Genomic DNA, 17,566 nt, shown 5'->3' on the forward strand with positions numbered 1-17,566 from the left:
AATGAAATAAAGCCTTCAGACGATGGCGCGGTCGTTGACGTCGAAGCGGTGCAGGCTTGCCCTGTCCGGCGTCGCGAACACCACGTCGTCGGGAGCATAGGCATGTTCGCCGAACAGGCGGACAGTCAGAAGGCCGGTCGCTTCCGTTTCCAGGTAGACGATCGTGTCGGCGCCGAGATGTTCGACATGGATGACCTTGCCCTTCCAGTCGCCGCTTTCGCGAGAGAGGGCGATATGTTCGGGGCGAACGCCGATCGTCTTGGCGCCGGTTTGGCCGAGCTTTTCGGCAGGGATGAAATTCATCTGCGGCGAGCCGATGAAACCGGCAACGAAGACGTTAGCCGGCTTGTTATAGAGCTCCATCGGCGAGCCGATCTGCTCGATCGCGCCGGCGTTCAGTACGACGATCTTATCGGCGAGCGTCATCGCCTCGACCTGGTCGTGGGTGACGTAGATCATCGTCGCCTTCAGCCGCCGGTGCAGGCCGGCGATCTCCAGACGGGTCTGGACGCGCAAGGCGGCATCGAGGTTCGACAGCGGCTCGTCGAACAGGAAGAGTTTCGGTTCGCGGACGATGGCGCGGCCGATCGCGACGCGCTGGCGCTGGCCGCCGGAAAGCTCGGCCGGGCGGCGGGCGAGATAGGGGTCGAGCGACAGCATGCCGGACGCCTTGGCGACGCGCGTATCGATCTCGGCCTTTTCGGTGCCCGCCTGCTTGAGGCCAAGGCCCATATTGTCCTTGACAGTCAGGTGCGGATAAAGCGCGTAGGACTGGAAGACCATGGCGATGCCACGCTTGGCGGGCGGTGTGTTGACGACTTCCGCACCGTCGATCCTGACGCTGCCGCTGGTCGCATCTTCAAGGCCGGCGATGACCCTGAGCAGCGTGGACTTGCCGCAGCCGGAGGGACCGACGAAGATCACGAACTCGCCATCCTTGACCTCGAGATCGATGCCCTTCAGCACCTCGTGAGGGCCGAAGGCCTTGCGGATGGATTTCAGTTGAAGCGAACCCAAGGGCGTTTTCCTTAATAAACCGGACTTTTAGAGGCGGACGGGTGCGCCGGTGCGCACACTTTCGTCCGCCGCAAGGCAGATGCGCAGCGACTGGACGGCATCGTCCATGTGCCGGGTGAGATCGATATCTTCGCGGATCGCTTTCAGCACATAGGCCTGTTCGAGATCGCAGAGTTTTTGATGATCCGGCTCGCCGGTCATGGCGAGGTCCTCGTCACGCCGCACGAACTGGCCGTCCGGGCCGGTCTCGGCCGAATGGACCCGGATGACCGAGGTCTTGGTGTGGGTATCGATGTCGTCGGACTTCGCCTTAGCATCGACGAGAATAGACACCGACCCCTTCGGCGACATCACATCCTTCACGAAGAAGGCCATTTCCGACATCATCGGTCCCCAGCCGGCCTCGTACCAGCCGACCGAGCCGTCCTCGAACAGGACCTGCATATGGCCGTAATTGTACATGTCCGGCGCGACCTCGTCGGTCATGCGCAGGCCCATGCCGCGGACTTCGACGGCCTTCGCGTCGGTGATCTGGCACCAGACGTCCACATAATGCACGCCGCAATCGACGATCGGCGGGGTGGTCTGCATCAGCGCCTTGTGGACGTCCCACTTGGATCCCGAGGACTGTTGGTTGAGATTCATGCGGAAGACGTAGGGCGGGCCAAGCTTTCGAGCTTCCTCGATCAGCCGCATCCAGGAAGGGTGGTGGCGGAGGATATAGCCGACCACGAGTTTGCGGTCGTGCTTCTTCGCGGCCGCAACGACGCGTTCGGCATCGGCGACGGTGGTCGCCAGCGGCTTTTCAACGAAGATGTCGCAGCCGGCCTCGAACGCCATCACCGCATAGTCCGCATGGGTATCGGAATAGGTGTTGATCGAGCAGAGGTCCGGCCTGGTCTCGTTCAGCGCCTGCTCGAAATCGGAAAACATCGGATAGGCTTCGAGCCCGGCCGGCAGGTCGCGCCGCGAACGGTTGACGAGACCGACGATCTCGAAGCCCGGATTGTCGTGATAAGCGAGTGCATGGCTCCTGCCCATATTGCCGAGGCCGGCGACGAGGACACGGATGGGGCGGGTGGACGAGGTCACTTGACGGCTCCGGAAGTGATGCCGCGGATCAACTGCCGCGAGAAGATGACGTAAAGAACCATGACCGGCAGGATCGCCAGCGACAGGGCCGAGAGCACCGCATTCCAGTTGGTGACGAACTGGCCGATGAACATCTGGGCGCCCAAGGTCACCGTCTTGGTGGCCTCGCCTGGCGCCAGGATCAGCGGGAACCAGAGGTCGTTCCAGATCGGGATCATGGTGAACACCGCGACCGTCGCCATGGCGGGGCGCACCAGCGGCAGCACGAGGCGGAAGAAGATCGCGTATTCGGACAGGCCGTCGATGCGACCGGCGCTCTTCAGGTCGTCGGAGACGGTGCGCATGAATTCCGACAGGATGAAGATCGCCAGCGGCAGGCCCTGCGCCGTGTAGACCAGGATCAGCGACGTCAGCGTGTTGACGAGCCCGGCCGCGACCATGCCCTGCAGGATTGCCACCGTGCCCAACCTTATCGGGATCATGATGCCGAGCGCCAGATAGAGCCCCATCAGCATGTTGCCGCGGAACCGGTATTCGGACAGAGCGAATGCGGCCATGGCGCCGAACAGCAGGACGAGCGCGATCGAGACGACGGTGACGATCAGGCTGTTCTGGAAATAACCGACGAAATTGCCCTGGCTCAGCACGGTCTGGTAACCGATCAGGCTGAAGGTCGAGGGGGTCGGCAGGGCCATTGGCTGGCTGAAGATCGCGCTGCGGCTCTTGAACGAATTGACCAGCGTCAGGAACACCGGAAACAGCGCCACCAGCGTATAGGCGATCAGCGCCAGGTGGATGAAGGCGGCACGGACGGGGGCGGAGCGGGCTTTCGACATATCTGGCGCTCCCTTCAGAACTGGTAACGGCGCATGCGCCGCTGGATGACGAAAAGATAGAGCGCGACGCCGGCGAGGATGATCAGGAACATCACGGCCGCGATGGTGGCGCCCATGGAGCGGTCGCCCATCTGGTTCTGGAAGCCGAAGAAGGTGCGGTAAAGCAGCGTGCCGAGAATGTCGGTCGAGCCGTTGGGGCCGGCAAGCGCGCCCTGCACCGTGTAGACCAGGTCGAAGGCGTTGAAATTGCCGACGAAGGTCAGCACCGAGACGATACCGATCGAGGGCAGGATCAGCGGCAGCTTGATCTTCCAGAACTGGCTCCAGCCGGTAATGCCGTCGCATTCGGCCGCTTCCAGCACCTCGTCGGGGATGTTCAAGAGCGCCGCATAGATCAGCATCATCGGGATGCCGACATATTGCCAGACGGAGATCAGCGAGACGGCGATGAGCGCGGTTTCCGCCTTGCCGAGCCAGGGCGCAAAGGCCCATTTCAGGCCGACCAGATCCATCAGGCTCGGCGCGATGCCCCAGATCGGCGACAGGATCAGCTTCCAGATGAAACCGACGATGACGAAGGAGAGCAGCGTCGGCACGAAGATCGCCGAACGGTAGAAGGCCGCGAACCGCAGGCCGGGCAGCGACAGCATGGCGGCAATCGCGATGCCGACCGGGTTCTGCACCAGCATGTGGATGATGAAGAAGATGACGTTGTTGCGCAGCGCGTTCCAGAAATCGGCGGAAAGGCGCGGATCGCCGAACAGGGTCTTGAAATTGTTGAGGCCGACGAAGGCGAGCTGGCCCTCGACCATGTTGAAGAGCGACAGACGCAGCGTCTCGATCAGCGGCAGGATCATCACCGCCGTATAGACGAGGAAGGCCGGCGCCAGGAAAACGGCGATGTGCCAACGGGTGGGGCGCTTCACCGGAACCGTTTCGATATCGGCAATTTCGGTATCGCTCATGGGTTTGGGTTCCGGTGGGTTGTGTAGGAATTATGCTCCCGGGCGGGAGGTCTATTTAGACAAAAAGACCCCTCCCCAACCCCTCCCCACAAGGGGGAGGGACTAACCTGCCTCACCGTTTCGGCAAGGACGAGCCGGTTCAGCGAGTTTTCTCCCCCCTTGTGGGGAGATGGCCGGCAGGCCAGAGAGGGTCTTTGAGATGCTTACTTCGCCGGCTTGTACCAGCTGTCGAGGCCCTTCTGGGTTTCGGCAGCGGCCTGTTCCGGGGTTTGCGTGCCGTTGATGACGTTGGCCGAGACACGCCACATTTCGAGGTCGAGGTTCGGCTGGCCGCGGCCGACGACGGCGGCACTCGGGCGGATCGTTGCCTTGCAGTTCTGGCGCCAGGAGACGAATTCCTGAGCAAGCGCATCCTGCATCTTCACCGGTGACGAGTTCAGGCTGAAGAAGCCTGGTGCTGCGTTGGCATAAAGATCGGCAAATTCCGGCGAAGCGACCCAGGAGAGGAATTTCTTGGCAGCTTCGAGGTTCTTGCCCTTGGCGTTGAGGCCGATGCCGATGTCGTTATGGTCGGAAATGTAGCAGGTATCGCCTGCCTTCTTCACCGGCGGCGGGAAGGCGCCCATTTCGAAATCGGCCTGCGCCTTGAACGGAGCGATTTCCCAGGAACCGGCCGGATAGATGGCGGCGCGGCCGAGCGTGAAGAGGTTCTGGCTGTCCGGATAGGTCTGGGCTTCGAAACCGTCACCGAGATAGGGCTTCCACTTGGCGAGCGTCTTGTAAGGCTCGACCCAGGCGGCGTCGGTCAGCTTTTCCTTGCCTGCGATCAGCGCCTTGCGGCCGTCCTCGCCCTTCCAGTAGTTCGGGCCGATATTGTAATAGCCCATGGTCGCCGCTTCCCACTGGTCCTTGGTGCCCATGGCGAGCGGGATGTATTTGCCGTCCTTCTTGAATTTCTCGAGAACTGCGAAGAATTCATCCTCGGTCTTCGGGACCTGGACGCCCACATCCGTAAAGGCCTTCTTGTTGTAGATGAAGCCGTGGATGACCGAGGCCATCGGCACGCAGAAGGTGGTCTTGCCGTCGTCGGTGCTCCAGGCGGACTTGCCGACGTCGGAGAAATTGGAAATGCCCGGCAGGTCGTTCAGCGAGGCAAGCTGGCCCTTCTGGAACATGGCAAGCGACAGGTCGAATGGGCGGCAGGTGATGAGGTCGCCCGCGGTGCCAGCCTCGAGCTTGGCGTTGACGGCGGAATTGTATTCCGTCGGCGCCATCGGCGCGAAGGTCACCTTGATGCCGGGGTTCTTGGCTTCGAAGGCCGGGATGATCTTCTGCTGCCAGATCGGCAGGTCGTCATTGCGCCAGCTCTCGATGGTGAGCGTTGCGGTCTGCGCGGACGCGCCGGTCGCGGCAAGGCCCGCCGGTGCAAGTACGGTCGTGGCAAAAAGTATGCTTTTCAATATGCGTGTCATGATGTTCTCCCTTTTATATGCGCCTTCAGGCGCGTTTCATGGAACTCTTGGACGCCTGCAATTCGGCAAGCGCTACGCGCAGCATATCGTCCGAACGGGCAAGCAAGCTCTTGGCGGCCTCGACATCGATCGCGCCCGCAGCAAGCAGAACCGCCACCTTCACCGAACCTTCGGCGGCCTCGACCCAGATCTGGGCCGCGTCGAACCCGATGCCGGCAATATCGGCCACGATGCGGGCGGCGCGGGCGCGCAGCTTGCCATTGTCGGCGCGCAGATTGACCATGTGGCCGTCATGCACGTGGCCGAGTTTGACGGCGGTGAGTGTCGACAGCATGTTGAAGGCGATCTTCTGGGCCGTGGCGGCACCCATGCGGGTCGAGCCGGCGACGACTTCCGGCGGCGTTTCGAGGAGGATCGCCGCATCGGCGCCCTCGAACAGCTTTGCGCCGGCATTGTTGGCCATCGCCACGAGTTTCGCGCCGCGGCGTTTCGCGGTTTCGGCGACGGCGACCGTGTAAGGTGTCGAACCGCTCGCGGACACGCAGATGATGCAATCCGCCGCATCGACGATATCGGCATCTCGCTCGCCGAGCGAGGCATCGTCTTCGGGACCACCGGGCAGATCGGCAATGGTCGGAACACCGCCGGCAAACAGGATGGCGATCCGTTCGGGCGGTATGCCGTATGTGCCAGGCAGTTCCATGGCATCGGCGATCGCCACGAGGCCGGCACTGCCGGCACCCGCGTAGACCACCTTGCCGCCGGATTTCAAAGCGGCAGCTACGAGATCGGCGGCCTTGGCGATCGCGGGAATGGCATGGTCGACAACCTTGGCTGCCGCCTGCTGGCCGGAGGCGAGAAGCACGAGGATTTCGGCGGGCGCGAGCGTATCGAGCCCTTCCGCTCTCCCATGTCTTGCCTCGGTGGCAGTTCTGCTCATCCGGTTTCTCCCTCTCATCCAAAATGATGCCAAAAAAATACCAATTGTCCAGAAGGAAAATTAACTTTTATGAACGGATCGATAACTTCGGCAAAAGGTCCGCAAAATATAGCCATATAATCAACAGGATGAAACCTGCGACTTGAGATTTTTGAAATCATGCTTGGTTATTGGTACGTTTTTGGTATTATTCGGTCCGGAGGTACCCATGGCGGCCTATTTTATCGGAATCGATGGCGGCGGAACAAGCTGCCGCGCGGCACTTGCCGACGGAAACGGCATGATCCTCGGCCGCGGCAAAAGCGGCGCTTCCAATATCCTGACCGACCCCGACACGGCCCTCAGGCATATCGCCGAGGCATCCCGCCTCGCTTTTGCCGAAGCCGGGCTTGAGCCGGACCTTTCCGCCACATCCGCCGTGCTCGGCCTTGCGGGCAACAATGTCGGCGATGCGGTGAGTTATGTGCAGGCACGGCTGCCTTTCAAGCAGTCGGATATCGTGTCGGACGGCGTGATCGCGCTGCAGGGAGCAATCGGCAACGAGGCTGGGGCTATCGGGATCGTCGGCACGGGCACCGTCTATATCGCCCGGCATGAAGGCAAACTTCATTCGGTCGCCGGCTGGGGCTTCCAGGTGAGCGATCTCGGCAGCGGCGCCCGGCTCGGCCAGCTCGCGCTGCAGGAAAGCCTGCTCGCCTACGACAACATCCATCCGATGTCCGGCCTGTCGAAGGCCATTCTCGCCGAGTTCGACGGCAATCCGGAAAAGGTGGTCGATTTCGCCCGGCTGGCGAAGCCCGGCGATTTCGGGCGTCATACGCCCAAGGTCTTCGACTTCGCGCGGCAAGGCGACGAGGCGGCTATCCGCATTCTCAAGACTGGGGCAACGGGCATTGACGAGGCGCTTGACGCCGTGAACCGTATCACCAGGGGGAAAGGCCGGCTCTGCCTGCTCGGCGGGCTTGCGCCGCTTTATCCCGAATATCTGGCCGAGCGGCATCGCGCCCGGCTTTCCGAACCGCTCGCGGACGCTCTGACGGGCGCGGTGGCGCTTGCGGTCAAGACCTATGGGGCGCGGACGGAGCTTCGCGCATGAACGAGACGCTCGCCGCCATCCTGCCGCTCGACGGCCTGCAATCGGCGGGCACCGGGCCGCTTTACCGAAAGCTGCGCCAGAGCCTCGAAGAGGCGATCCGCACCGGTAAGCTCGGCCATGGCGACGCCCTGCCGGCCGAGCGCGATCTCGCCGATTATGCCAATGTCAGCCGCGTCACGGTGCGCAAGGCGGTCGACGATCTCGTCAAGGACGGGTTGCTCACCCGCAGGCACGGGTCCGGCACGTTCGTGGTCATGCCGATGTCGCGCGTCGAGCAGCCTCTGACACGGCTCACCTCGTTTACCGAGGACATGGCGCGGCGCGGCCTGGTGACGCGATCGGAATGGCTGGAGCGCGGGCTTTTCCACCCCTCGCCCGAGGAAATGATGATGCTCGGCCTTGCGCCCGGCACGAAGGTCGCACGCCTCGGCCGCCTGCGTCTCGGCAACGACATGCCGCTTGCAATCGAGCGCGCCAGCATTTCCGCCGATTTCCTGCCCGATCCTTCGGCGGTGACCAATTCGCTCTATGCGGAGCTCGGGAAAAAGGATGCGAGGCCGGTGCGCGCCATACAACGGATATCGGCCTGCAATATGAAGAACCCGGATGCCGGGCTGCTGGCCGTGCCGATCGGTTCCGCCGGGCTTTCGATCGAGCGGGTTTCCTATCTGGCGTCCGGCCGTGTGGTGGAACTCACCCGCTCGCTCTATCGCGGCGATGCCTATGATTTCGTGGCCGAGCTCTCGCTCGGCGAAAACTGATCTTCGAGGACGATGTTATGCTGACCAATATGACCAACATGCGCAAAGAGATCGACGAGATACCGGAAGCGGCGGCACGCCTGCTCGACGGCTCGGCGGCCGAGCTTGCCGCTGCCGGCCGCGCGCTGCGCGAAAAGGACCCGGCCTTCCTGATCACCATTGCACGCGGCTCCTCCGACCATGCGGCGACCTTCATCAAATATGCCGTCGAACTTACTGCCGGCCGGCCGGTCGCTTCCCTCGGTCCGTCGCTTGCCTCGATCTACGGCGCCAAGCTGAAGCTCGACGGCGGTGCGGCGATCGCCATTTCCCAGTCCGGCAAGAGCCCAGATATCGTCGCGATGACCGAGGCAGCGGCCAAGGCCGGGGCCGTCACCGTGGCGCTCACCAATACGCTCCCCTCACCGATCGCAAGCGCTTCGGCTCACGCGATCAATATCAATGCCGGGCCGGAACTGGCCGTTGCGGCGACCAAATCCTTCGTCAACTCGATCGTTGCCGGCCTTGCGCTGTTGTCGGAGTGGGTCGGCGACGAGGCACTGAAAGCCGCCATCGGCGACCTGCCGGGGCATTTCGAAAAGGCGGTCAAGCTTGACTGGAGCGAGCTTGCACACGAGCTCGGCGATGCGGAATCCCTCTATATGCTCGGCCGCGGCCCGGCACTGGCGATCGCCAGCGAGGCGGCGCTGAAGTTCAAGGAAACCTCCAACATGCATGCCGAGGCCTATTCGGCGGCGGAAGTGCTGCACGGTCCCGTAGCGCTGGTCGAAAAGCGTTTTCCGGTCGTCACCTTCGCGGCCCGCGATGCAGCGGAAGGCTCCGCCGTCGAGATCGCTGACAGCCTTTCGGCCAAGGGTGCGCTCGTTTTCGCCACATCGGATAAGGTCAAGAATACCCGCAGGCTACCCTTCGTCGCGACCGGCCACCCGATCACCGACGCGCTGACGCTGATCCTCCCCTTCTACGGCTTCGTCGAAGCATGGTCGCGCGCCAAGGGTTTTAATCCCGATGCGCCTGTCGCACTCAAGAAGGTAACCGAGACGCTATGAGCACGTCCAAAGCCATTACCGGCGCCCGCATCTTCGACGGCACCTTCTGGCACGAGGATGCAGCGCTCGTTCTTGCGGGCGGCAAGGTCGAGGCGATCCAATCCATGGCCGAGCTGCCGGAAGGCATCGAGCAGATCGATGCCGGCGGCGGGCTGATCGTGCCGGGCTTCATCGACCTGCAGGTGAATGGCGGCGGCGGTGTGTTGTTGAACGAGGAGCCGACGGTCGCCGGTCTCAGGCAGATCTGCGCCGCGCATGCGAAATTCGGCACCACCGCCCTGTTGCCGACGTTGATCACCGACACCTACGAGATCACGTCCAGGACCGTTGCGGCCGGCAAGCAGGCCAAGGCGGAAGGCGTGCCGGGTTTTCTCGGCTTGCATCTCGAAGGCCCGCATCTTTCGGTCGCGCGCAAGGGTGCGCATGACCCGAAGCTGATCCGGCCGATGGAGGAGAAGGATATCGAACTGATGCTCTCCTGCCGCGGCGTGTTCGATGCGATGATGATCACCGTCGCGCCTGAGAATGTCACGACGCAACAGGCCGAGATGCTGGCGCAGGCCGGCTTCATGGTGAGCCTCGGCCATACCGACACGACCTACGAGACCGCCAAGGCCTATGCGGAGGCCGGCGTCCGCACCGTGACCCATCTCTTCAACGCCATGAGCCCACTCGGCCACCGCCAGCCGGGCGTCGTCGGCGCTGCACTCGATATCGGCTCGCTCCATGTCGGGATCATTGCCGACGGCATCCACGTGCATCCGGCCGCGATGGGCGTCGCGCTGCGCGCCAAGAACGGACCCGGCAAGATCTTCATCGTCACCGACGCGATGTCGACCATCGGCACGGACATGAAGAGCTTTACGCTGAATGGCCGCGAGATTCTGCGCCAGGACGGGCGGCTGACGCTCGCAGACGGTACGCTCGCCGGTGCCGACATCGACATGATCTCATCGGTCCGGTTTGCGCATGAGGCGCTCGACCTGCCGGTCGAGGAAGCATTGCGCATGGCATCCACCTATCCCGCGGAAGCCGCTTACCTTGCCGACCGCAAGGGCGCGCTGAAGCGGGGATTCGATGCGGATTTCGTGCTCCTCACCAACGAGCTTAGCATGAAGAGCACCTGGATCGGCGGCACGAAGGTTCATCAGCAATAAGACTTAGCCGGCTACGGGAAACCGTATCTCGACCTTCAGACCCTTCCCCTCGCGGCCGTCCGCGAGGATCACCGTCGCTCCATGCAGGCGGGCGATCTCCTCGACGATCGGCAGGCCGAGGCCGGTGCCGAGCTTATCCGAGCGATCGCCGCGATCGAAGCGCTTGAGCACCGAGGCTCGTTTCTCCGGCGGTATGCCCGGGCCGTCGTCTTCCACTTCGAGAACCGCAATGCCGTCTCCCGACTTGACGCGAACCGTCACCTCGGCGCCGTTTCCGGCATAAAGCAGTGCATTGCCGATCAGGTTCTTCATCAGTTCGCCGATCAGCAGCGGTTCGGCGGAAACCATGATTTCCCCCTCCCCTTCGAAACCGAGGTCGATACCGGCATCGGCGCCAAGTGGCACGTTGTCGGCCGTCGCACCGCGCGCCAACGCGGTCAGGTCGACCCGCTGCATCGAGGCCGACCGGGTGGCCGCGTCGATCTTTGCCATCAGCAGCAGCTGGGCGAGGATGTGCTCGGCATCTGCCACCGCCTCGTCCGCCTTGCGGGCAGCCTCCTTGACCTCCACAAGTTCGGTGGCGCGGTCGGCGAGTGCCAGCTGAGTGCGGATGATGGTGAGCGGCGTGCGCAGCTGGTGGCTGGCATTGCCGGTGAAATGCCGTAGCGCCTCGAGCGCGCTTTCGAGCCGCACCATGAAGGAATTGACCGTATCGACGAGGCCCTGCACCTCGTTCGGCACACGCTCGCCGATCGGGTGAAGATCGTCCGGGCTGCGTTCGGCGATTGCCTCGCTGAAGCGGTAGAGCGGGCGGAGCGACAGCGTCACCGCCACCCAGACGATGATCGCGGCGCCGACGATCATGAACAGGAGGCGCAGCGCGGAGCGGATCAGGATCGTCTGCGTCAGTTGCTGGCGGGCGATGGTGGTTTCCGCGACGGTGACAGTGAAGGGCACGGAATTGATGCCGGTCGAGGCGGAGCGGGCAAGGGCGGCCACGCGGATCGGCTCGCCGCGGAACGTGGCATTCTCGAACGCGGCAGCCTGGCCTTCCCGGCGCGGGATCGACGGCAGCGTCTGATAGCCGGTGATGAATTTTCCGGGCGGCCCGTCGACGCGGTAGAAGACGCGGTCCTGCGCGGCCGATGTCAGCATTTCCAAGGCCACATAGGGGATGTCGACTTCGAGAGAACCGTCCTCGGCAACGATCACCCGCTCGGCGATCGCCAGCGCGGAGCCGGCAAGCACACGGTCGGACACGTCGTTTGCGGTATCGACCGCCTCGTCCCAGGTATCGACCATTGCGATCGTGCCGATCACCGCCGTCGAGACGAGAAGCCAAGCGAGCAGGCGGCGGCGCAGCGAATATGCAGCCAGTGGCGTCAAAGGCTGGGCGCCGTGAGAAACCGATGTCATGCCGTCGGTGCCGTGGTTTCGAGATAATAGCCGATGCCGCGGGCGGTCTTCACCGTGAGCCCGTGCGGGCCGAGACGCCGGCGCAGGCGGCTCACATATTGCTCGATGGCATTGGCGGAAAGGTCGTCGTCGAACCCGGTCAGCGACGCCATGATCGCGTCCTTGGAGACCACCTTGCCGGCCCGAAGGAAAAGCAGTTCCAGAAGCGCCACCTCACGTGCGGGCAGGTCCAGGGGCATGCCCTGGCTCGAAAAGGTCCGCGAATTCAGGTCGAAGGTGATGCCGCCATAGTTGACGATCGAGCTGCGAAGACCCGCCTGGCGGCGCAGCAGCACGCGGATGCGCGCCTCGAATTCCGGGATGTCGAACGGCTTGATCATATAGTCGTCGGCGCCGAGATCGAGCCCCTTCACCCGCTCCTCGGGCGTGCCGCGGGCGGTCAGGATCATCACCGCCGCCTTGTTCGCCCGCGCCCGCATGGCGCGCAGCACGTCGAGCCCGTCCATTTCCGGCAGGTTCAGGTCGAGAATGACGAGATCATAGGCCTCTGCGGCGGCGACAGCTTCCGCCGAAGCGCCGTCGGCGACCGCATCGACAGCGTAACCGCTGCCGCGCAGGATCGTCGACAGCCCGTCGGCCAGCGCCTGATTGTCCTCGACCAGAAGAATACGCACGAAATCTCCCCACTTCCGCAGACGATTATAAACGCGGAAGCGGCGATGTCACTGAGGCGCTGATACGGTGGTTACCGCGATAGTCATTGAGAACGGCCGATATAGTCCATCTTGCCGATCGGAACGCCCTTGTGGCGCAGGATGGCGTAGGCCGTCGTGACGTGGAAATAGAAGTTCGGCAGTGCGAAGCCGAGGACGTAGCTCTTGCCGGTGAACTTCGTCTCGCCGCTGCGGGTCTTCAGGATCACCTCGGCGTCCTCACGGTCCGCCATGCTGGCCGGGTCGACGCCGTTCAGGAAGGCCACGGTCTTTTCAATGCGGGCATGCAGATCGGCGAAGGTGACTTCGTCGTCGGCCATCGCGACGCTCTCGATCTGTCCGACGCGGACCGGCACGAATTTCGCCGTGTCGCTGGCTCGCTGGATCTGGGCGGTCAGCGGGTACATGTCGTGGACCAGCCGGGTTTCCAGCAGTTCCTTGTGGGCAATGCCCTTCTCGTCGGCGAAGGCTTCGCCTTTCTTGAGGATTTCCGTGAGGTTGCCGAAAGCGCGGATGAAAACGGGTACCGTGATATCGTAGAGCGTGAGCGACATGGTGCGAAACCTTCGTTGACGGACGGGACGCCGGGGCTTCCGGCGCGAAAGACCGCTCACAGGTAATGGCACGGCATCGGAAAACAAGCGGGCAGACGGTTGCATCAGGCCCCCCTGTGGCGGGAATGTTACGGGTCATCCGATCGGCTTGTCGCCGCCGCCGCGGTGGGGCATTGTGAGCCCATGAAAAGGCTGCTTTTCTCACTCCTCTGTCTTGCCGTCTCGCCAGGTCTCGCCGGGGCGGATACCAAGCTGTTCCAGGCGCTTTCCGGGCGGGACGACGCGCCGATGCTGACGGTCTATTCCTCGCTCGACGAGCCGCTCGCCAAGCCGATGATCGCCGGTTTCCAGACGGCCAATCCGGATGTGGCGGTGCGCTACGAGGACATGCTGACCGGCGAGATATACGACCGGATCGTCAGGGAAACGGACGCGGGCGGAAAGACCGCCGACTTCGCCTTTTCCTCCGCCATGGACCTGCAGGTGAAGCTCGCCAACGACGGCTACGCCCAGCGCAGCGACCTGCCGATGAGCGGGCAATGGCCAGGCTGGGCGAACTGGCGCAATACGGCCTACGCACTGACTTTCGAACCGGCCGTGTTCGTCTATCACAAGCCGAGTTTCAAGGATTCGTCCCCGCCCTCGACCCGGGCGGAACTGGTCGAATTCCTGCAGAAGCGGGGAGATGCGGTCTACGGCCGGATCGGCACCTACGACATCGAGCGTTCCGGGGTCGGTTTCCTGTTCATGGCGCGCGACCAGGAGCAGTTCGGCGATATCTGGTCCGTGATCCGGGCAATGGGTGCTGCAGGCGTGAAACTCTATTCGACCAGCCAGGCGATCCTGGAGCGCGTCGCCGACGGACGGTTCCTGCTCGGGTACAATATTCTCGGCTCCTATGCCGCCGACTGGGCTTCCCGTCATCCGGATGTCGGGATCGTGCTGCCGAAGGACTATACCGTGGTGATGTCGCGCATCGGCCTGGTGCCGCAGGCCGCCGCCGCTCCGGATCTCGGCAAGCGTTATCTCGAATTCTTCATGTCGAAGGAAGGCCAGACGATCATGGCCCGCGAACTGCAGATCCCGGCCGTCAGCCCGGAAGTCGCCGGCAACAACACCGCGACGACATTGCGGGAGATGCTCGGCGGACAATTGAAGCCGGTGCCGGTCAGCCTCGGGCTGATGGTCTATCTCGATCAGGTGAAGCGGGCACGGCTGATTTCCCGCTGGAATGAGGTCCTCAGGCTGCAATAGTCACAAAATTCGGCGGCGGCGGGTGGAAACCCCTTGCCAAATGGCAAGTCCAGGGAAAATGTCAGGTTAATGTCAGCTTCATATGCTGGCTTAGGGCATTCGGCCCCCATTTGGAGGTGGGGACCCGATTGACGATGGGAGGACATCGGCCAGGCGGTCCCCGCTTGCCAAACCCTCTTTCTCGTTCCGCCAACAAACATATCGCGTCGGATTACGACGCCAACGGAGGATCGACCCTTGAAACATTTCTTCCTTGCTTCCCTTCTCGCGGGCGCAATCGCACTTCCGGCCGCTGCGGCCGATTACTCGATCATGGCTCCGGCAGCGCCGGGCGGCGGCTGGGACCAGACCGCCCGCACCATGCAGACGGCTTTGCAGACCGAGAAGATCTCCGGCAAAGTTCAGGTCATGAACGTTCCGGGCGCCGGCGGCACGATCGGCATCGCCCAGTTCGCCAGCCAGCAGAAGGGCAATGCAAACGCCCTGATGGTCGGCGGTTACGTCATGGTCGGCGCCATCCTGACCAATAAGTCGCCGGTCACCCTGAAGGACGTCACCCCGATCGCTCGCCTCACCGGCGAATACGAAGTGATCGTCGTACCGGCAGCGTCCGAGATCAAGACCGTTGCCGACCTCGTCGCCAAGCTGAAGGCAAACCCGGGCGCGGTATCCTGGGGCGGCGGTTCGGCCGGCGGTACCGATCACATCACGGCCGGTCTGATCGCAAAGGCTGCCGGCGTTGACCCGACGAAGGTCAACTACATCGCGTTTTCCGGCGGCGGTGAAGCACTCGCCGCCATCCTCGGCGGCCAAGTCACGGCCGGCATCTCGTCCTACGGCGAGTTCGAATCGCAGATCAAGGCCGGCGCGTTGCGTCTGCTCGCCATCTCCTCCGAAAAGAAGCTCGAAGGCATCAATGCCCCGACGCTGAAGGAATCCGGTCTTGATGTCGTGATCCAGAACTGGCGCATGGTCGCTGCCGCTCCCGGCCTGACCCCTGAGCAGAAGAAGGCCGTGACCGCCGACGTCGAAAAGCTCGCCAAGTCCAAGACCTGGCAGGACACCCTGAAGACCAAGGGCTGGATCGACACCTATCTCTCCGGTCCGGAATTCGAAGCACAGCTTGCCAAGGACATTGCCGCGACTGAAACCATCCTGAAGGACATCGGACTGGTTAAATGAGCCTCGACAACAACAAAACGAGTACCGAACAGCGCCGCCCCGATTGGGCGGCGCTTGTTATTGCCGCCATCCTCGTCGCCGTCGCTGCCGTCATCTTCCTGGATGTCGACCGGCTGCGGGACATGGGCGGCTATAGCCAGGTCGGTCCCGCCACCGTTCCCAACTGGATCGCCTTCGCACTGATCGGCCTCGCCATCTGGACCGTATTCGCTGCGTTTCGTCGTGACTTTCCGGTCCGCGAAAAACAGGAATTCGGGCCTGTCGCCTGGGTCGTCGCCGGCCTTCTGGCGCAGATGATCCTCATTCGGATCGCCGGTTTCTCGATCGCCACGGGCACGCTGTTCGGCCTCGCTGCAGCGGGTTTCGGCGCCCGCAGGCTGTGGATCAGCATTCCGATCGGCATCGTCGTCTGTCTTGGCATCTGGTGGCTCTTTGCCGGCGTCCTGCAACTGTCGCTTCCGGCAGGCCCGCTCGAACACCTGATCCAGTGACGTGACCCTGAGAGTGAGATCATGAGCACATTCGAATTCCTTCTCCAGGGGCTCGTGTCGGCAATGGAGCCGATGAACCTCTTCTACGCGCTGATCGGCGTGACGCTCGGCACCATGGTCGGCGTGCTTCCGGGCATTGGCCCGGCAACGACGGTCGCCCTGCTCCTGCCGGTGACCTACCAGCTGGATGCGACCGGCTCGCTGATCATGTTCGCCGGTATCTATTACGGCGGCATGTATGGCGGTTCGACAACCTCGATCCTCTTGAACACGCCGGGCGAAAGCGCCTCGATCGTCACCGCGCTCGAAGGCAACAAGATGGCCCGGGCGGGACGCGGCGGCCCGGCACTGGCGACCGCGGCGATCGGTTCGTTCGTCGCCGGCCTGATCGCCACCTTGGCGCTTGCCTTCATCGCGCCCTACATCGTCAAGCTGGCACTGGTCTTCGGTCCGCGCGAGTATTTTGCGTTGATGGTTCTGGCCTTCGTCACCGTCTCCTCGGCCTTCGGCAGTTCCACGTTGCGCGGCCTCACATCGCTGTTCATCGGACTTGCCCTGTCGCTCGTCGGCATCGACCAGCTGACCGGGCAGAACCGCCTCTCCTTCGGGGTTCCGGACTTGCTTGACGGCATCGAAGTGACCACCATGGCGGTCGCGATGTTTGCGATCGGCGAAACGCTTTATATCGCCGCCCAGGGCGAAGCCGCGCCGGACAAGATCGAAGCGATCAGGGGCTCGGTGTGGATGACGGCACAGGATTGGAAGCGTTCCTGGAAAGCCTGGCTGCGCGGCACCGTGATCGGCTTCCCGATCGGCGCGATGCCGGCCGGCGGCGCCGAGATCGGCACCTTCCTCTCCTACGCAACTGAGAAACGGCTTTCCAAACACCCGGAAGAATTCGGCAACGGTGCGATCGAAGGCGTGGCCGGTCCGGAAGCCGCCAACAATGCGTCTGCCGCCGGCACGCTCGTGCCGCTCCTGACCCTCGGCCTGCCGACCTCGGCGACTGCCGCGATCATGCTCGCCGGCTTCCAGCAATACGGCCTGCAGCCCGGTCCGCTGCTGTTTGCGACCAACCCGCAGCTCGTCTGGGGTTTGATCGCCTCGCTGCTGATCGCCAACCTGATGCTGCTCGTGCTCAACCTGCCGCTGGTCGGCCTGTGGGTGAAGCTGCTGACCATTCCGAAGCCGTGGCTCTACGCGGGCATCCTGGTGTTCGCAACACTCGGCACGATCGGCGCTAACCCCTCGGTGTTCGAGCTCGGCATGCTGCTGGTCTTCGGGCTCGTCGCCTATATCATGCGCGTCTTCGATTATCCGATCGCACCTGTCATCGTCGGCCTCATCCTCGGGCCGCTTGCCGAACAGCAGCTTCGCCGGGCGCTGGCGATCAGCCAGGGTGACGTGACGGTGCTGTTCACCTCGCCGATCGCCGCCGTGCTGCTGAGCGTGGCAGCGCTTGCCCTCATCCTGCCGCTCGTCCTGCGCGCACGCGGACGCGGCGATGCTCTTTCGCAGATGGCAGCCAGCGAAGACTGATCATAACGCTGCCAGCAAACTGAAAACCCGGC

The 17,566-nt window shown here is 63.2% G+C and carries 17 protein-coding genes; 8 read left to right on the forward strand and 9 right to left on the reverse strand.

All coding sequences use genetic code 11. The features are described 5' to 3' along the window. Nucleotides 1-15: 15 nt before the first annotated feature. The 6 genes from C5L10_RS05715 to C5L10_RS05740 all read right to left on the reverse strand — a co-directional run bounded on the left by C5L10_RS05715 (nucleotide 16) and on the right by C5L10_RS05740 (nucleotide 6,322). On the reverse strand, nucleotides 16-1,017 hold the full coding sequence (locus C5L10_RS05715) for an ABC transporter ATP-binding protein (RefSeq protein ID WP_105428849.1): 1,002 nt from the start codon (nucleotides 1,015-1,017) through the stop codon (nucleotides 16-18). Between the two features lie 27 nt (nucleotides 1,018-1,044). Further along, a complete protein-coding gene (locus C5L10_RS05720) occupies nucleotides 1,045-2,109 on the reverse strand; it encodes a Gfo/Idh/MocA family protein (RefSeq protein ID WP_105428850.1) in 1,065 nt (354 codons plus the stop codon). Continuing rightward, nucleotides 2,106-2,945 (reverse strand): carbohydrate ABC transporter permease, encoded by an 840-nt coding sequence (locus C5L10_RS05725; protein ID WP_105428851.1) that lies wholly within the window; start codon nucleotides 2,943-2,945, stop codon nucleotides 2,106-2,108. Before C5L10_RS05725 ends, C5L10_RS05720 begins: the two co-directional genes overlap by 4 nt. Before the next feature lie 14 nt (nucleotides 2,946-2,959). Further along, nucleotides 2,960-3,910: a carbohydrate ABC transporter permease gene (locus C5L10_RS05730; protein WP_105428852.1), complete on the reverse strand. Its 951-nt coding sequence runs from the start codon at nucleotides 3,908-3,910 to the stop codon at nucleotides 2,960-2,962. 203 nt (nucleotides 3,911-4,113) lie between these two features. Next, on the reverse strand, nucleotides 4,114-5,382 hold the full coding sequence (locus tag C5L10_RS05735; protein WP_105428853.1) for an ABC transporter substrate-binding protein: 1,269 nt from the start codon (nucleotides 5,380-5,382) through the stop codon (nucleotides 4,114-4,116). 25 nt (nucleotides 5,383-5,407) lie between these two features. After that, nucleotides 5,408-6,322 carry an N-acetylmuramic acid 6-phosphate etherase gene (locus tag C5L10_RS05740; protein WP_105428854.1) on the reverse strand — a complete coding sequence of 305 codons (915 nt, stop codon included), beginning with the start codon at nucleotides 6,320-6,322 and terminating at the stop codon, nucleotides 5,408-5,410. 208 nt (nucleotides 6,323-6,530) lie between these two features. On the opposite strand from C5L10_RS05740, the gene C5L10_RS05745 reads away from it, so the two are divergent. Genes C5L10_RS05745 through nagA form a run of 4 tightly spaced genes read left to right on the forward strand, consistent with a single transcriptional unit; the run spans nucleotide 6,531 to nucleotide 10,385 of the window. Beyond that, a complete protein-coding gene (locus C5L10_RS05745) occupies nucleotides 6,531-7,418 on the forward strand; it encodes an N-acetylglucosamine kinase (protein WP_105428855.1) in 888 nt (295 codons plus the stop codon). Beyond that, nucleotides 7,415-8,179, forward strand: coding sequence for a GntR family transcriptional regulator (locus tag C5L10_RS05750; protein WP_105428856.1), 765 nt, complete (start codon nucleotides 7,415-7,417; stop codon nucleotides 8,177-8,179). The genes C5L10_RS05745 and C5L10_RS05750 overlap by 4 nt, the downstream gene beginning before the upstream one ends. Before the next feature lie 17 nt (nucleotides 8,180-8,196). Continuing rightward, complete coding sequence (locus tag C5L10_RS05755; protein ID WP_172716921.1) at nucleotides 8,197-9,228, forward strand: SIS domain-containing protein; 1,032 nt, start codon at nucleotides 8,197-8,199, stop codon at nucleotides 9,226-9,228. Further along, complete coding sequence (gene nagA, locus C5L10_RS05760) at nucleotides 9,225-10,385, forward strand: N-acetylglucosamine-6-phosphate deacetylase (RefSeq protein WP_105428857.1); 1,161 nt, start codon at nucleotides 9,225-9,227, stop codon at nucleotides 10,383-10,385. The genes C5L10_RS05755 and nagA overlap by 4 nt, the downstream gene beginning before the upstream one ends. Before the next feature lie 3 nt (nucleotides 10,386-10,388). Here the strand turns inward: nagA and C5L10_RS05765 are convergent, their stop codons facing one another. The 3 genes from C5L10_RS05765 to C5L10_RS05775 form a co-directional block, all read right to left on the reverse strand. After that, entirely contained in the window at nucleotides 10,389-11,801 is a 1,413-nt protein-coding gene (locus C5L10_RS05765; protein WP_105428858.1) for a sensor histidine kinase, read from the reverse strand. Continuing rightward, on the reverse strand, nucleotides 11,798-12,475 hold the full coding sequence (locus tag C5L10_RS05770) for a response regulator transcription factor (RefSeq protein WP_105428859.1): 678 nt from the start codon (nucleotides 12,473-12,475) through the stop codon (nucleotides 11,798-11,800). Before C5L10_RS05770 ends, C5L10_RS05765 begins: the two co-directional genes overlap by 4 nt. 83 nt (nucleotides 12,476-12,558) lie before the next feature. Continuing rightward, entirely contained in the window at nucleotides 12,559-13,068 is a 510-nt protein-coding gene (locus tag C5L10_RS05775; protein WP_046669044.1) for a DUF1993 family protein, read from the reverse strand. A 183-nt stretch (nucleotides 13,069-13,251) separates the two neighbouring features. On the opposite strand from C5L10_RS05775, the gene C5L10_RS05780 reads away from it, so the two are divergent. The 4 genes from C5L10_RS05780 to C5L10_RS05795 all read left to right on the forward strand — a co-directional run bounded on the left by C5L10_RS05780 (nucleotide 13,252) and on the right by C5L10_RS05795 (nucleotide 17,534). Next, nucleotides 13,252-14,322 carry an ABC transporter substrate-binding protein gene (locus C5L10_RS05780; RefSeq protein ID WP_105428860.1) on the forward strand — a complete coding sequence of 357 codons (1,071 nt, stop codon included), beginning with the start codon at nucleotides 13,252-13,254 and terminating at the stop codon, nucleotides 14,320-14,322. A 237-nt stretch (nucleotides 14,323-14,559) separates the two neighbouring features. Next, the gene (locus C5L10_RS05785; protein ID WP_105402261.1) at nucleotides 14,560-15,504 is read left to right on the forward strand and encodes a tripartite tricarboxylate transporter substrate binding protein; all 945 of its coding nucleotides are present in this window, start codon (nucleotides 14,560-14,562) and stop codon (nucleotides 15,502-15,504) included. Beyond that, nucleotides 15,501-15,995: a tripartite tricarboxylate transporter TctB family protein gene (locus C5L10_RS05790; RefSeq protein ID WP_105428861.1), complete on the forward strand. Its 495-nt coding sequence runs from the start codon at nucleotides 15,501-15,503 to the stop codon at nucleotides 15,993-15,995. The genes C5L10_RS05785 and C5L10_RS05790 overlap by 4 nt, the downstream gene beginning before the upstream one ends. 21 nt (nucleotides 15,996-16,016) lie before the next feature. Next, complete coding sequence (locus tag C5L10_RS05795) at nucleotides 16,017-17,534, forward strand: tripartite tricarboxylate transporter permease (protein ID WP_105428862.1); 1,518 nt, start codon at nucleotides 16,017-16,019, stop codon at nucleotides 17,532-17,534. Nucleotides 17,535-17,566: the final 32 nt, after the last annotated feature.

Source organism: Neorhizobium sp. T6_25 (genome assembly GCF_002968555.1).
Lineage (GTDB): Bacteria > Pseudomonadota > Alphaproteobacteria > Rhizobiales > Rhizobiaceae > Neorhizobium.

What these genes read in the sequence shown, in the direction of transcription:
- C5L10_RS05725 (WP_105428851.1), bottom strand. Translation starts at nt 2,945, where the DNA reads ATGTCGAAAGCCCGCTCCGCCCCCGTCCGTGCCGCCTTCATCCACCTG.
- C5L10_RS05730 (WP_105428852.1), bottom strand. Translation starts at nt 3,910, where the DNA reads ATGAGCGATACCGAAATTGCCGATATCGAAACGGTTCCGGTGAAGCGC.
- C5L10_RS05735 (WP_105428853.1), bottom strand. Translation starts at nt 5,382, where the DNA reads ATGACACGCATATTGAAAAGCATACTTTTTGCCACGACCGTACTTGCA.
- C5L10_RS05740 (WP_105428854.1), bottom strand. Translation starts at nt 6,322, where the DNA reads ATGAGCAGAACTGCCACCGAGGCAAGACATGGGAGAGCGGAAGGGCTC.
- C5L10_RS05745 (WP_105428855.1), top strand. Translation starts at nt 6,531, where the DNA reads ATGGCGGCCTATTTTATCGGAATCGATGGCGGCGGAACAAGCTGCCGC.
- C5L10_RS05750 (WP_105428856.1), top strand. Translation starts at nt 7,415, where the DNA reads ATGAACGAGACGCTCGCCGCCATCCTGCCGCTCGACGGCCTGCAATCG.
- C5L10_RS05755 (WP_172716921.1), top strand. Translation starts at nt 8,197, where the DNA reads ATGCTGACCAATATGACCAACATGCGCAAAGAGATCGACGAGATACCG.
- nagA (WP_105428857.1), top strand. Translation starts at nt 9,225, where the DNA reads ATGAGCACGTCCAAAGCCATTACCGGCGCCCGCATCTTCGACGGCACC.
- C5L10_RS05765 (WP_105428858.1), bottom strand. Translation starts at nt 11,801, where the DNA reads ATGACATCGGTTTCTCACGGCGCCCAGCCTTTGACGCCACTGGCTGCA.
- C5L10_RS05775 (WP_046669044.1), bottom strand. Translation starts at nt 13,068, where the DNA reads ATGTCGCTCACGCTCTACGATATCACGGTACCCGTTTTCATCCGCGCT.
- C5L10_RS05780 (WP_105428860.1), top strand. Translation starts at nt 13,252, where the DNA reads ATGAAAAGGCTGCTTTTCTCACTCCTCTGTCTTGCCGTCTCGCCAGGT.
- C5L10_RS05790 (WP_105428861.1), top strand. Translation starts at nt 15,501, where the DNA reads ATGAGCCTCGACAACAACAAAACGAGTACCGAACAGCGCCGCCCCGAT.
- C5L10_RS05795 (WP_105428862.1), top strand. Translation starts at nt 16,017, where the DNA reads ATGAGCACATTCGAATTCCTTCTCCAGGGGCTCGTGTCGGCAATGGAG.